Source organism: Streptococcus xiaochunlingii, assembly GCF_006385805.1.
Taxonomy (GTDB): Bacteria; Bacillota; Bacilli; order Lactobacillales; family Streptococcaceae; genus Streptococcus; species Streptococcus xiaochunlingii.
Genome location: NZ_VFSG01000001.1, coordinates 419,466 through 433,963 on the forward strand (window position 1 = coordinate 419,466; position 14,498 = coordinate 433,963).

A 14,498-nucleotide genomic window follows, 5' to 3' on the forward strand; every position below is an offset into this window, starting at 1 on the left:
CACCTTATTTCTTGTGGTATGCAAAGAGTGGACTAACTGGTTTACGCTCTTGGATACGAACAAGGGCATCTCCAATCAATTCACTTGCAGTAATGTATTTTACATTTTTTGGTTTTTGTTCTTTGGTTGCTACAGAGTCTGTAACCAAAATCTCTTTAATCGGTGCTTGATCCAGTAGGTCTGCGGCTCCCTTAACGAAAAGTCCGTGACTAGAAACGGCATAAATCTCAGTAGCGCCGTCGCGTTGAACAATTTTTGCAGCCTCAGAGAATGTTTTTCCTGTATTTAAAATATCATCGATGAGGATTGCTTTTTTACCTTTAACATCCCCGATGATGTAGCCCTCGTCACGACTAGAGTCGTCTTGGGCGTAGTCGATGATAGCAATTGGGGCATCTAGATATTCTGCAAGATTGCGTGCGCGTTTCACTCCAGAATTTTTAGGGCTGACAACCACTACATCTGAACCGGTTAAACCTTGTTTGATATAGTGATCAGCAAATAGAGGAATCGTAAACAAGTTGTCTACTGGGATATCGAAGAAGCCTTGTACTTGAACCGCATGAAGATCGAGGGTTACAACACGGTCTACCCCTGCCTTGACAAGCATGTTGGCAACTAATTTTGCTGTAATTGGTTCGCGAGGAGCAGCAGTACGGTCTTGACGAGCATACCCAAAGTATGGAAGGACCACGTTTACGGTATGGGCACTTGCTCGTTGGCAAGCATCTACCATGATTAACAATTCCATCAAGTGATTGTTCACTGGGAAGCTAGTAGATTGGATGATGTAAATATCATATCCACGCACACTTTCTTCGATATTAATTTGGATTTCACCATCTGAGAATTGACGTGAAGAAAGCTTTCCGAGTGGGATGCCAGCAACTTCTGAAATTTTTTGTGCAATTTCTTGGTTGGAGTTGAGTGCGAAGAGCTTCATATTGTTTTTTTCTGACATGTGTTTGATCCTCATTTAGATATTTTTGTCTAGTCTTATTTTAGCAAAAAAATTCAGTAATTTCAGCTTTTTAGCAAACTTTGGGCCAATCTTGCTACTTTACTTTTTGCAGGCTTGTATTCAATTTGTTTTTCCTTGAGAAATTCGTGAAAATAAGTTTCATCTGAGGCGGCATCCACCTCCATTTCTAATTCATAATCTTCAATGGAGTTATAGCGACTACGGTCAAAAGCTAATAAACCTTTAGAGATTCTTTTCTCTCGTCTCTCTGTTTCTAGACTTCCCCAGACATCTAAGGAAGTGAGAGGAATGTCTAAATCAGTGAGAAAGCTGGCAATCTCACCTTGAGGAAGTTTTTTCTTGGAGAGAAAGGCTTCTACTTGATCAAAAGTAAGGACTTGATTGTATTCAAAATGTCCCGCATCTTGCGGCACTTTAAGGGTTAGCTCAGCCCGATCAGCTAAGGTACGAATTCGCAAGGCCATCCGATGATTCCGGATAGCATGGTCGGGCGTATCAATATAGTGATTGGTTTGTCGGATAGGTTTTTGGTCTTTGAAAAAGTCTTCTAGAGAATGGTACTCTTCCTTGGTTAGTAAGGTTTTAAATTCAATTTCTAAATGATTCATAGCTACGTCCTTTTCTTTCGTTTGCAAGCTCTTTATGATATAATAATAGATGTGTTTATTTTATACAAAAAACTTTGAGATGACAAGGTGATTCAATGGCGATTGATTGGGAAAATTTTTTAGATCCCTATATCCAAGCAGTTGGGGAGTTGAAGATTAAACTTCGTGGGATAAGAAAGCAGTACCGCAAACAACAAAAGCATTCCCCAATCGAGTTTGTGACCGGTCGTGTGAAGCCGATTGAGAGTATTCTCGAAAAGATGGAACGCAGAAGTATATCTGAAGAGAACCTGGCTCAAGATATGCAAGATATTGCTGGTCTGAGGATCATGGTTCAATTCGTAGACGACGTAGACGAAGTCCTAGAAGTCTTGCGGAAGCGTCAGGATATGCGCGTGGTTCAAGAACGAGACTATATTCGTCACAAGAAATCAAGTGGGTATCGAAGCTATCATGTAGTGGTAGAGTATCCAGTAGATACCATTAATGGCTATGAAACGATTTTGGCAGAGATTCAGATTCGTACCCTGTCTATGAATTTCTGGGCCACCATTGAACACTCATTAAATTACAAATATAAAGGAGATTTTCCGGACGAGATTAAGAAGCGTCTTGAAGTCACCGCGAATTTGGCTTATCAACTCGATGAGGAAATGGGTGCCATTCGTGATGCCATTCAGGAGGCGCAAGCTCTTTTTGATCCAATGCATCGTAAATTAAATGATGGCGTCGGAAATAGTGATGATACAGATGAGGACTACAGGTAAAAAGGTTTCGATTATTCGAAATCGAAAACGCCAGAGCGAAGAGGTTTTTCAACAACTTCGTTATAAATTAAAAAAGAATAATTTTATCTTAACTGAGAAGCATCCGGATATCGTAATCTCTATTGGTGGGGATGGCATGTTGCTCTCTGCTTTTCATAAGTACGAGAGTCAATTGGATCGGGTTCGTTTTGTTGGGGTGCATACGGGGCATCTTGGATTTTATACGGACTATTTAGATGATGAGATTGACAAGTTGGTAGAAAATCTCAAGTTCGATACAGGTGCCAAGGTATCCTACCCAATCCTTAATGTCAAAGTGACTTTTGATAATGGGGATACGAAGATTATGCGAGCCCTTAACGAAGCGACGATTAAACGAAGCGATCGAACCATGGTGGCTGATTTAACCATCAATGGCGTTCATTTTGAGCGATTTAGAGGGGATGGCATTACGGTTTCGACCCCTACAGGTAGCACAGCTTATAACAAATCTTTGGGAGGAGCAGTGCTTCACCCGACGATCGAAGCGCTTCAAATTGCTGAAATCGCTAGTCTGAATAATCGTGTCTATCGAACTTTGGGGTCATCGATTATTGTTCCCAAAAAAGATAAGATTGAAATCACGCCTAGCCGGCCAGGTTTTCACATTCTCTCCGTCGATAATTCAACCTATTCCTATCGAAATATCGCCCATATCGAGTACCAGATTGATAACCACAAGATCAATTTCGTAGCGAGTCCAAGTCATACCAGTTTCTGGAATCGGGTCAAGGATGCCTTTATCGGAGATATTGACGAATGAGGTTCGAGTTTATTGCAGATGAACATGTCAAGGTTAAAACCTTTCTGAAGAAACATCAGGTTTCAAAAGGCTTATTGGCCAAGATCAAGTTTTCTGGAGGCCAGATTTTAGTCAATGGCGTCGAACAAAATGCCATTTATCTTCTGGATATCGGAGATAAGGTAACGATTGATATTCCCTCTGAGGAAGGTTATGAAGCCTTGGAGGCCATTGATCGGGATTTGGAAATTTTGTATGAAGACGATCATTTCTTGGTCATCAACAAACCGGCAGGAGTGGCATCCATTCCTAGTTCCCTTCATTCCAATACCATTGCAAACTTTGTCAAGGGTTACTATGTTCGCAATCAGTATGAAAATCAGCTCGTTCATATTGTCACCCGTTTAGACAAGGATACCAGTGGGATCATGCTTTTTGCCAAACATGGCTATGCCCATGCTCGCTTGGATAAGCAACTTCAGGCTAAGACCATTCAAAAACGTTACTTTGCATTGGTAAAGGGCAAGGGTGAGTTGGAAAGCAAGGGGGATATCATTGCCCCCATTGCGCGTGATGAAGACTCCATTATTACCCGAAAGGTAGCAAAAGGTGGCAAGTATGCTCATACCAGCTACCAAATTGTTCAGTCTTTCGGTGATATTCATCTGGTGGATATCCAGTTGCATACAGGCCGGACCCATCAGATTCGCGTTCATTTTTCTCATATTGGTTTTCCACTTTTGGGAGATGATCTCTATGGAGGTTCGTTAGAAGATGGGATTCTTCGACAAGCCTTGCATTGCCATTCCTTGGCTTTCTATCATCCTTTTTTGGAAGAGGAGCTACGAATTGAAAGCTCTCTGCCAGATGATTTTAGCCAAGTCTTAAAACAGTTATCAAATAATTAATTTTTTTCAAAGGAGAAACTCATGGAAGTTTTTGAAAGCCTCAAAGCCAACCTCGTTGGTATGAATGCTCGTATTGTGTTACCAGAAGGGGAAGAGCCTCGTATTCTGCAAGCAGCAAAACGGATTGTAAAAGAAACAGATGTTACACCTGTCTTGCTTGGTAATCCAGATAAAATTCGTATTTACCTTGAAATTGAAGGAGTTTTAGAAGGATATGAAGTTATCGACCCGCATTCTTACGCAGGCTTTGATGAGATGGTAGCTTCCTTGGTAGAACGTCGGAAGGGTAAAATGACAGAAGAAGAAGCGCGTCAAATTTTGCAAGACGATGTCAACTACTTTGGTGTTATGCTGGTACATCTGGGAATCGTTGATGGTATGGTTTCAGGTGCGATTCACTCAACAGCTGCAACCGTTCGTCCAGCACTTCAAATTATCAAAACTCGTCCGAATGTCAAACGCACCTCAGGTGCCTTCCTCATGGTTCGTGGATCTGAACGTTACTTGTTTGGAGACTGTGCGATTAACATCAGTCCGGATGCTGAAGGATTGGCAGAAATTGCCATCAACTCTGCTATCACAGCCAAGATGTTTGGCATCGATCCGAAAATCGCCATGTTGAGCTATTCAACTAAAGGTTCTGGTTTCGGTGAAAGTGTTGATAAAGTTGTTGAGGCAACAAAAATCGCTCATGAACTTCGTCCAGATCTAGAAATTGATGGAGAATTGCAATTTGACGCTGCTTTTGTACCAGAAACAGCAGCATTGAAAGCTCCAGGAAGCAAGGTGGCAGGACAAGCCAATGTCTTTATCTTCCCAGGTATTGAAGCAGGAAACATTGGGTACAAGATGGCAGAACGTCTTGGTGGCTTTGCCGCAGTAGGTCCAGTTTTGCAAGGGTTGAACAAACCAGTTAACGACCTTTCTCGCGGATGTAATGCAGATGACGTTTACAAATTGACCTTGATCACAGCAGCTCAAGCTGTGGAACAATAAGAATGATTGAAAGGCTTAGGAGTTTCCTAGGCTTTTATTGTAGAGTCAGAATCTCTAAACTAGAACCCATTCTATGGTATACTAGGAATATGATGGATTTAAAAGACTATGGGATTAATATGTGGGAGGAGGAAAAAATTGCCTCTTTCCGAGAAAAGTTATTAGCCTGGTACGATGCCAATAAACGGGATCTCCCCTGGAGACGGACGCAAGATCCTTATAAAATATGGATCTCAGAGATTATGCTCCAGCAGACACGTGTTGATACGGTTATTCCTTATTATGAGCGTTTTTTAGATTGGTTTCCGACGATTGCGGATCTGGCTCAGGCTCCAGAAGAAAAGCTCTTAAAAGCTTGGGAAGGCTTGGGCTATTACTCACGGGTCCGCAACATGCAGAAAGCTGCTCAGCAAATCATGGAGGTCCATGGGGGTGTTTTCCCATCAAGCTATGAGGCTATCTCTAAACTCAAGGGAATTGGACCTTATACAGCTGGTGCCATTGCTAGTATTGCCTTTAGCTTGCCAAAGCCAGCAGTGGATGGCAATGTCATGCGGGTTTTAGCTCGTTTGTTTGAGGTAGACTAAGATATCGGAATCCCGACTAATCGCAAGATTTTTCAAGCCATGATGGAAGTCTTGATCGATCCAGAGCGTCCTGGTGATTTCAATCAGGCTTTGATGGATTTGGGCTCAGATATTGAATCCCCAGTCAATCCACGTCCGGAAGAGAGTCCTGTAAAAGAGTTTAGCGCGGCCTATCAGCATGGGACCATGGATCGCTATCCCATCAAGGCTCCAAAGAAGAAACCAGTACCCGTTTATTTAACAGCCTTTATTGTCAAGGATAGTCAAGGGCGCTATCTGCTGGAAAAAAATGAGCGAGAAGGACTCTTGTCAGGCTTCTGGCATTTTCCCTTGATTGAAGTGGATAGTCTATCTGAGAACCTTGGCCAATTGTCTCTGCTGGATGAGAAAGAACAAGCAGAGGGCAATCTAGAGATTCTCTCCTTTGAACAGGACTATGACTTGGTCATTGATTGGCAAGAGAGAACTTATCCCTTGGTCCAGCATGTCTTTTCGCATCGCAAGTGGCAGGTTCAAATCCGGTACGGATTGGTAAAAGAAGGAGAACAAGCAACCAGTGAATCGACTGTTTGGTTGCAACCAGAAGAATTTTCGGCCTATCCTTTTGCCAAACCCCAGCAAAAGATTTGGACGACTTTTACAGAAAATGAAAATTGAGAGTGGGACAGAAATCGGTAATTCGTTAGAATTCGATTTCGTCGTCCCACCTCCGCACAGTTGAGTAGGGCTTTAAAAGCAGATGAAATCAGCGTAGTAGAGCCCACTCAACCACTGCGTCTTGCTCGACAATCCAAAAACAATTGAGAGGCTAGGACTTTTGTCCCAGCCTCAATTTTTTATAGATGAGCGAATGCTTTGATTTCTTCTTCTGACATGGATGAGTCGCAGCGAACGGTAACTTCACCGGCTTCGACATGTAAAAATCCAGGAACAGTTGGAATGCCATAGGTAGAGCGGAAGACTTGCAAAGCATCCAGTTGACTTGGTTCTTCACTATTAATGAAGTAGATATGAGCTTTAGTTTCGGCTACTACAGTTGCTAATTTAGCAGCGAACTTTCGGCAATATGGGCAAGTCTTGCGTCCAATAAAGAAGGTTGCTGTTTCTTTTTGGTCGATGGCTTCTTGCGCACGCGCAACAGTGGTTACTTCAAGATCTTTAATATCTTCTAAAAATTGTTCCATGAGATTACCTCGCTTTCTTATAAATCTAGTATGCCATAAAGGGCGAAAAAATGCTGTATTTTGATACGAAAAAAAGATGAGATTGGTTGATCTCATCTTTTGTGGTTGCTTATTTTACAAAGGCATTGATTTCAGCTTCGATGTTAGCAATTTTAGCTTGAGAATCTTCGTTGCTTTCACCAACAACGGCAATGTAGAATTTGATTTTTGGTTCTGTGCCAGAAGGGCGAACGGCAATCCAAGAACCATCCGCAAGTGTGTATTTCAATACATCACTTGGAGGAGTTGTCAAGGTTGTTACAGTGCCATCAGCAGCAGTAGATGTTTGTGCTTTGAAGTCTTCAGTGATTGAAACTGCTGTTGCGTTAAATTCTTTTGGACCGTTTTCACGGAATTTAGCCATGATTGCTTTGATTTGCTCAGCTCCGTCAACACCAGAAAGAGTAACAGAGATTGTCTTTTCAGCATAGTAGCCGTACTCTTTGTAGATTTCTTCAATACCATCTGCAAGAGTCAAACCACGAGAGCGGTAGTAAGCAGCAAGCTCAGCAACGACAAGGACAGCTTGAATCGCATCTTTATCACGTACGAATGGTTTGATCAAGTAACCGAAGCTTTCTTCAAATCCCATCATGTAAGTGTGATTGTGTTTTTCTTCGAATTCTTGAATCTTTTCAGCGATGAATTTGAAACCAGTCAAGACGTTGAACATAGTTGCGCCGTAGCTTTCAGCAATCTTCGTTACCAAGTCAGTTGATACGATAGATTTGCAGAGGGCTGCATTTTCTGGAAGGGTGCCAGCATTTTTGTGAGCTTCCAAGATGTACTTAGCCATGATAGCCCCGATTTGGTTACCTGAAAGGTTGAGGTAGCTTCCGTCTTTTTGAAGAACTTCAACACCAACACGGTCAGCGTCAGGGTCAGTTGCGACAAGAACATCAGCGCCTACTTGGCGACCAAGTTCTTCAGCAAGTGCAAAGGCTGCTTGGCTTTCTGGGTTTGGTGATTTTACAGTTGAGAAGTCTGGGTCTGGAGTTGCTTGAGCCTCAACGACCTGAACAGAGTCAAATCCTGCTTGAGCAAGAGCACGACGAGCCAACATTTCACCAGTACCATGAAGTGGAGTGTAGACAATCTTCATGTCTTTACCGAATTCTTCAATTAAAGCAGGGTTGATGTTAACATCTTTGACTTCTTTGAGGTATTCAGCATCAATAGCTTCACCGATGACTTCAATCAAACCAGATGCTTTTTCAGCTTCTACATCCGCAACTTCTACAGCGAAAGGATTGTCAATGGCACGGATATAAGTTGTCAATGCGTCCGCGTCGTGTGGAGGCATTTGGCCACCATCTTCACCGTATACCTTGTAACCGTTAAACGGAGCAGGGTTGTGGCTAGCTGTAATCATGATCCCTGCAAAACAGTTGAGGTGACGAACTGCAAATGAAAGCTCTGGAGTTGGACGGAGACTTTCAAAGACATAGGATTTAATACCGTGTTTAGCAAGAACGGCTGCTGATTCAAAAGCAAACTCTGGAGAGAAGTGACGGCTATCGTAGGCGATGGCTACACCACGTTCTTTTTCATTTCCACCTTTAGATTCGATCAAACGAGCCAAACCTTCAGTTGCTTGACGAACAACGTAGATGTTAATACGGTTAGTCCCAGCACCAATCAATCCGCGCATACCAGCAGTACCGAATTCAAGGTTTGTGTAGAAGGCATCTTCCTTCGTTTTTTCATCCATGTTTTCCAAATCACGACGAAGGTAATCTGGTAGGTCAGCGAAATCAGCCCATTTTTGGAAGTTTTCTTGATAAGTCATAGTGCAACTCCTTATTTCTATAAATTAATCGCTTACATTATAGCATTTTTTTTCTGAAAAAACTAGATTCAATAGCAATTGTTTTCAAATTTATATGCTGAGTGTCCACAAAAAAATCACACCTTCATTTGAAAAGTGTGATAAACGAAAATGCCTTATAATGAATTCTTAACTTTTGAGAGAGGTGGGATGATTGCTAGAGTCAGAATGACTGTCGCAAGGACCTCAATCAATGAGTTGGTGGTTAAAACAGCACCGAGGAAGGCTTGGATACCACCTGGATAATTTTTTGAAAAGAAGATGAAAATTCCTGAAAGCACAAAGAAAGTGTTGGTGAAAGATCCAACCGCGGCAGCGATTGCCAGTCCAGATTTATTATGGATCAACTTGTACACAAAGTAAGGGGTGATCCCGATGAGGATACGGGGAACCAGAACGATGATCAGAGAGTAAAGGTTTCCTTTTTCAACAAAGGGACTGAATAAATAACTACTTGGTAGCTGAACGATGGTGTTGATGGTGAGGCTAAAGAGTCCCATCAAGAGTCCCAAGGTTCCACCAATACGAGGTCCATAAAGAATGGAGGCAATGACCACTGGGATATGGACGAAAGTCGGTGGAATTAGAAAGGGGAAGAATTGAAAGATCATGGTTGATGTAAAATGGATGGTCACCATGATAGCGAAGAAAATAGAAATTTGTGCAATGGATGAAGAAGATTTTCTCATGAGAGCGACTCCTGTATAGTAGTTAGAATGGTTTCGATGGAAGCTAAAGCGCCAGATCCCTGATCGCCACAAGCTAGTAAAGCTTCGCGCGGTGGGATGATTTGGTAGCCGTAGCTTTTTAGAGTTTCAAGATTGTTTTGTGTAGCGGGGTGGTCCAACATCTTGGTATTCATAGCGGGTGCTAGGAATTTCTTCACCTCAGACGGGAGGGCCAAAGCAGTGCTTGTTACGATATTATCTGCAAAGCCGTGGGCTAATTTTGCAATGATATTGGCACTAGCAGGTGCGACTAGAAAAAGATCGGCCTCTTTCCCCAAGTCAATATGTTGGATTTGTTTTGGATCGTCTTCTGTCATGACCTCTACCAGGACAGCTTGTTTGGAGAGGACCTGAAGTGTTAGAGGGGTAATAAAAGCTGTAGCTGCAGGAGTCATCAGAACCTTTACCTGGTGACCGAGCTTGGTCAATTGACTGGTGAGGTCTGCTGCCTTGTAGGCAGAAATGCTCCCAGTTACAGCCAGTAGTATATTCGCCATAGGTTTTATCCTTTGTTTCTAATGTGATGGTAAATTTTTTGAGCAATATCCAATTTCGTTTCGGCTATTTGAGTAGCATCTTTCGTAACTAAGTAAGCTCGATGTTTTCCGTTTTGAATTTCGCTTAAGTCATTGGCAACAATCATTTCTGCCTGATTTTTTTCGAGACTTGCACGAGCAACGGCTAGGAGTTGATCCTGTGCTACACCAACCAGCAGTTTAAAGCCGATCAAGCGAATGTCTGGATTCCATGTTTTTACTAAGGAAATCAACTTAGGATTTTTCTTTAAAAAGAGAACTTGGTAATCTTCCTCTGAAGAAATTTTCGATTCCTGGTTGGTTTGATGAAGAAATTGCTCTAAATTGCTAGCTTCTTTGACAGCCTGAAAGCCTGACATATAAACGGGGCTGTAGTCAGAGACAGCCATCGCATGGATGAGCACATGGTGAGTTGGAGTTTCTTTTTCAAGGACGGTTTGAAGTTCAGCGACATTTTTGATAAATATCTTTCTTAAACGAGGATGTTCTTTAGGCTGAACCGCAGTTTGAGTTGTCACCAGAGTCACAGAAAATCCTGCCTCTAAAAATCGTTCGGAAATAATTTTTCCAAGTTGACCAGTGGAATGGTTGGTAATCGAACGAACCTGATCGATCTTTTCACTCGTCCCACCGGAAGTAATCAAAATATTCATAGGCTTATTTTACAAGAATTTTATATTTTAGTAAAGCCAGGAATACGGCACATACGATTGTTGGTCAAGGGGATGCAAAGGCGGTAGAGTAGACGATGAAGGGACTCATAGTTATTTCATATAGAAGGGTATAAGAAATTAGAATGAAGGCTGATAAGGTCCATTTTAAAGGCAAAATCCGAACGAATGGAAAAAGTTTGACATTTAAAATATATATCCTCGCAAAATTTCTGTATAATAGGATTATAAAATAGTGAGGAGATTCAGATGAAGACAGATATCGAGATTGCACAAAGTATTGAATTGAAACCAATCACAGATGTAGTAGAGAAATTGGGCATTCAATTTGATGACTTGGAACTCTATGGAAAGTACAAGGCAAAATTAACTTTTGACAAGATCCAAGCCGTTCAGAAGGAAGAACCAGGAAAACTCATCTTGGTAACAGCGATTAACCCGACTCCAGCTGGAGAAGGGAAGTCTACCATCACCATTGGTTTGGCAGATGCATTAAATAAAATTGGAAAACAAACCATGATTGCCATTCGCGAACCTTCTTTAGGTCCTGTTATGGGGATTAAAGGTGGTGCAGCTGGGGGAGGCTATGCTCAAGTACTCCCAATGGAGGATATCAACCTTCATTTCACGGGGGATATGCATGCCATTACGACAGCAAATAATGCACTTTCAGCTTTGATCGACAATCATTTGCATCAAGGAAATGAGCTAGGCATTGACCAACGTCGGATTATCTGGAAACGGGTAGTGGACTTGAATGACCGTGCTTTGCGTCACGTATCGGTCGGTCTCGGTGGGCCGCTCAATGGGATTCCTCGTGAAGACGGGTTTGATATCACCGTTGCTTCTGAGATTATGGCCATCCTTTGCTTGGCGACAGATATTGAAGACTTGAAACGTCGTTTGGCCAATATTGTGATCGGTTACCGCTATGATCGTAGTCCAGTTTATGTCCGTGATTTGGAAGTGGAAGGGGCGCTTGCTTTGATTCTGAAAGATGCGATCAAGCCAAACTTGGTCCAAACCATCTATGGAACTCCAGCCTTTGTTCATGGTGGACCTTTTGCTAATATTGCTCATGGATGTAATTCTGTTTTAGCTACCTCAACCGCTCTTCGTTTAGCCGATTACGTAGTGACAGAAGCAGGTTTTGGCGCGGATTTGGGAGCTGAAAAATTCTTGGATATCAAAACACCAAATCTTCCTGTTAGCCCATCTGCAGTGGTGATTGTCGCAACGATTCGTGCTTTGAAGATGAATGGTGGAGTTGCCAAAGATGCTCTTTCTGAAGAAAATGTAGAAGCTGTTCGTTCAGGTTTTGCGAACTTGGAGCGCCACGTAGAAAATATGCGTAAATTCGGAGTTCCTGTAGTAGTGGCTATTAATGAATTTGTCACAGATACAGAAGCTGAAATTGCAGCTCTGAAAGAACTCTGTGCTTCTATTCAAGTTCCTGTTGAATTGGCGAGCGTTTGGGCTGATGGTGCTGATGGAGGATTGGCCCTAGCAGAAACAGTAGTGGAGACACTTGAAACAAGTCCAGCCAACTACACTCGTCTTTATGATAATGACCTTTCTGTTGAAGAAAAGATCACTAAGATTGCCCAAGAAATTTACCGGGCTGACAATGTTGTCTTTGAGAAGAAAGCCAAAACTCAGATTGCTCAAATCGTGAAAAATGGCTGGGACAAGTTGCCAGTTTGTATGGCTAAGACCCAATATAGTTTCTCAGATGATCCAAGTCTCCTCGGGGCGCCGTCTGGTTTTGACATTACCATTCGCGAATTGGTACCTAAGACTGGTGCAGGCTTCATTGTTGCTTTAACAGGTGAAGTGATGACTATGCCGGGATTACCAAAACGTCCTGCTGCTTTGAACATGGATGTAGCAGAAGATGGTACTGCTTTAGGCTTGTTCTAAAAAAATATATAGAGGTTGGCGGACAACCTCTATTTTTGTGCTTTTGGGGTATAATAGAGAGATAGAAAGCGAGAAGACCATGCTGAAGATAAGACCAGTCACCCTTGAAGATGCTCCTGAACTTGTCAGGATTTATGCCCCTTATGTTGAGAAAACAGCCATCACTTTTGAATATGATGTACCATCGATAAAGGAATTTGAAGGGCGTATCGAAAAGATCCTTCAACGTTTTCCCTATTTAGTAGCTGAAGAAGACGGTCAAGTCCTTGCTTATGCCTATGCCTCAACCTATTATGATCAATCAGCATATGATTGGGCGGTGGAAGTATCTGTCTATGTAGATCAGGATTATCGTGGGCAAGGACTGGGTACTCGTTTGTATGAGGCATTAGAGATCGAGTTAGAGGCGAGTGGTTATTTACGTTTCTTAGCTTGCATTGCCCTGCCAAATCCAGCTAGTATCGCCCTCCATGAGAAACGAGGCTATGTGAAAGTTGCTCATTTTCCTAAAATTGGTTATAAATTTGACCAATGGCTTGATATTGTCTGGATGCAAAAGACTATCGAAGGGCCTATGAAGCCCCTAATGTAAAAATTAGAAGGAGTTTAGCTTTGCTCAATTTCTTTTAAGTTATTTAAAAGGAAGTCTAGAACGAGCCTCTTGACATTTTTTGGCCGTTCATGGTACACTAAGTCTATGCGATGAGTCGATTGGCTCTTAGGAGCCTTTTGCGCTGAGGAGGTCTACATTCAATTGTAACGCAGGAGCGGACCTTGAACAGTTGTGTGAACCGGCTGTTCTCATCGAAAGATGCCTCGATCCCTTACCGTTTGGTAGGGGATTTTTTTGTAAAAATTCATTGTAAGCAAATACATAAATTTGTTTGCCTCTTATGACTACCGGTGATATAATGATGTAAATAAATGGATTCATTTGTGTTTGAAAGGAGATGGTTATAGTGTATGATCAAAACAGTCCAAACAACAAGTGGTCACAAGAAACGTTTCAACGGATCAGTGAACTGGAAAAATTAGAACAATATCAGGCTAAGTTGCTCATTATGAAGGAACAAATGAAGAATAATATTCATTGGAGAAACGCCACTATTCTTGGTGGTATTCTAGCTTTTCTCTCCTTCCAACTTGTTAGATGGCGAGCAGCGATTGTTATCATTCTTCTTGTAGTGGTGTTTTATTATTTACCAGCATACAAAAAACGAAAAGCCTTATTCGGAGATCAGGTTCGATCCAATGAAGAGATTTATATTACAGATTTTCTTTGTCCCATCCTGAAAGAAGTTTTTCCTCAAGCGGAGCTAACTCTGACAGCTGACTACCCAATGAATGTCCTGCAGGTCATTAGTCCGAGATCGACTAAGTTTGATCTCTTTCATCAATTGTCTTTCCATGATGAAAAGAATCTCGTAGTAGCCAATCTCTATGCTTATCATATTGAGACGCGAACAAAGAGAGACTCTAGTGGGGAAACTCATACGGTCAGAGAAGAAGTTGAAGATTTTGCTGGTCAGATTTTTTCTTTAAAAGCTCCTATCTCATTTCCAGGGCACTTGAGAGTTGTTCCAACCAAGAAATCTTTGTTTTTAAAAAGAGAACTAAAAGGTGCCTATCCGGGTGCTGGACCTAATGAAGTCCAAATTGAAACAGAAGATATCCAAAACAATGAAAATTACAATATCTATTGTACAGATGAACTGGCTGCTCGAAAATTCTTAAAACCCAAGATCCTAGAATGGTTTGATCAGCAAATTTCTCAAAATGCTATGTGTGTTTATTTAGTACAAGATACACTCTATATTTCCTTATATACTAACCGCTACCTTTTCCCAACACCGAATAGAAAAGATGCAATCGAAAGTCTTTCTATTGCTGCAGAGTATCAAAAACTCTGTAGGGAGATTGATCTCATTGATGAATTAACCAATATATTTAAAGGAGAATAACT

At 41.8% G+C, this 14,498-nt stretch carries 14 protein-coding genes and 1 pseudogene; 8 read left to right on the plus strand and 7 right to left on the minus strand.

Annotated features, from left to right (window positions below; genetic code table 11):
- Positions 1-4: 4 nt before the first annotated feature.
- Positions 5-961, minus strand: coding sequence for a ribose-phosphate diphosphokinase (locus FJR71_RS02205; RefSeq protein WP_129822078.1), 957 nt, complete (start codon positions 959-961; stop codon positions 5-7).
- A gap of 62 nt (positions 962-1,023) precedes the next feature.
- A complete protein-coding gene (locus FJR71_RS02210; protein ID WP_140813977.1) occupies positions 1,024-1,590 on the minus strand; it encodes a CYTH domain-containing protein in 567 nt (188 codons plus the stop codon).
- A 95-nt stretch (positions 1,591-1,685) separates the two neighbouring features.
- Here FJR71_RS02210 and yjbM point away from each other — a divergent pair, with 95 nt between their 5' ends.
- The 5 genes and pseudogenes from yjbM to mutY all read left to right on the plus strand — a co-directional run bounded on the left by yjbM (position 1,686) and on the right by mutY (position 6,286).
- Positions 1,686-2,357 (plus strand): GTP diphosphokinase, encoded by a 672-nt coding sequence (gene yjbM, locus FJR71_RS02215; protein WP_048690012.1) that lies wholly within the window; start codon positions 1,686-1,688, stop codon positions 2,355-2,357.
- Positions 2,341-3,159, plus strand: coding sequence for an NAD kinase (locus FJR71_RS02220; RefSeq protein WP_281281320.1), 819 nt, complete (start codon positions 2,341-2,343; stop codon positions 3,157-3,159). Before yjbM ends, FJR71_RS02220 begins: the two co-directional genes overlap by 17 nt.
- Positions 3,156-4,046 (plus strand): RluA family pseudouridine synthase, encoded by an 891-nt coding sequence (locus FJR71_RS02225; RefSeq protein ID WP_140813978.1) that lies wholly within the window; start codon positions 3,156-3,158, stop codon positions 4,044-4,046. The genes FJR71_RS02220 and FJR71_RS02225 overlap by 4 nt, the downstream gene beginning before the upstream one ends.
- A 21-nt stretch (positions 4,047-4,067) precedes the next feature.
- On the plus strand, positions 4,068-5,042 hold the full coding sequence (gene pta / locus FJR71_RS02230; protein ID WP_140813979.1) for a phosphate acetyltransferase: 975 nt from the start codon (positions 4,068-4,070) through the stop codon (positions 5,040-5,042).
- 89 nt (positions 5,043-5,131) lie between these two features.
- Positions 5,132-6,286: pseudogene (gene mutY / locus FJR71_RS02235) on the plus strand (A/G-specific adenine glycosylase).
- Positions 6,287-6,465: 179 nt separating this feature from the next.
- Here the strand turns inward: mutY and FJR71_RS02245 are convergent.
- The 5 genes from FJR71_RS02245 to FJR71_RS02265 all read right to left on the minus strand — a co-directional run bounded on the left by FJR71_RS02245 (position 6,466) and on the right by FJR71_RS02265 (position 10,597).
- Complete coding sequence (locus FJR71_RS02245; RefSeq protein WP_048715945.1) at positions 6,466-6,813, minus strand: DUF6568 family protein; 348 nt, start codon at positions 6,811-6,813, stop codon at positions 6,466-6,468.
- Between the two features lie 109 nt (positions 6,814-6,922).
- Positions 6,923-8,641 (minus strand): phospho-sugar mutase, encoded by a 1,719-nt coding sequence (locus tag FJR71_RS02250; protein ID WP_048788992.1) that lies wholly within the window; start codon positions 8,639-8,641, stop codon positions 6,923-6,925.
- A 155-nt stretch (positions 8,642-8,796) separates the two neighbouring features.
- Positions 8,797-9,369: an ECF transporter S component gene (locus tag FJR71_RS02255; RefSeq protein ID WP_048690457.1), complete on the minus strand. Its 573-nt coding sequence runs from the start codon at positions 9,367-9,369 to the stop codon at positions 8,797-8,799.
- The gene (gene coaC, locus FJR71_RS02260; RefSeq protein WP_140813980.1) at positions 9,366-9,905 is read right to left on the minus strand and encodes a phosphopantothenoylcysteine decarboxylase; all 540 of its coding nucleotides are present in this window, start codon (positions 9,903-9,905) and stop codon (positions 9,366-9,368) included. The genes FJR71_RS02255 and coaC overlap by 4 nt, the downstream gene beginning before the upstream one ends.
- A 5-nt stretch (positions 9,906-9,910) precedes the next feature.
- The gene (locus tag FJR71_RS02265) at positions 9,911-10,597 is read right to left on the minus strand and encodes a phosphopantothenate--cysteine ligase (RefSeq protein ID WP_140813981.1); all 687 of its coding nucleotides are present in this window, start codon (positions 10,595-10,597) and stop codon (positions 9,911-9,913) included.
- 267 nt (positions 10,598-10,864) lie between these two features.
- Between FJR71_RS02265 and FJR71_RS02270 the strand changes: the two genes are divergently transcribed.
- From FJR71_RS02270 to FJR71_RS02285, 3 genes are all read left to right on the plus strand, one after another.
- Entirely contained in the window at positions 10,865-12,535 is a 1,671-nt protein-coding gene (locus FJR71_RS02270; protein WP_048690467.1) for a formate--tetrahydrofolate ligase, read from the plus strand.
- Positions 12,536-12,614: 79 nt separating this feature from the next.
- Positions 12,615-13,127 (plus strand): GNAT family N-acetyltransferase, encoded by a 513-nt coding sequence (locus FJR71_RS02275; protein WP_140813982.1) that lies wholly within the window; start codon positions 12,615-12,617, stop codon positions 13,125-13,127.
- 358 nt (positions 13,128-13,485) lie between these two features.
- Entirely contained in the window at positions 13,486-14,496 is a 1,011-nt protein-coding gene (locus FJR71_RS02285; protein ID WP_125329428.1) for a DUF3137 domain-containing protein, read from the plus strand.
- Positions 14,497-14,498: the final 2 nt, after the last annotated feature.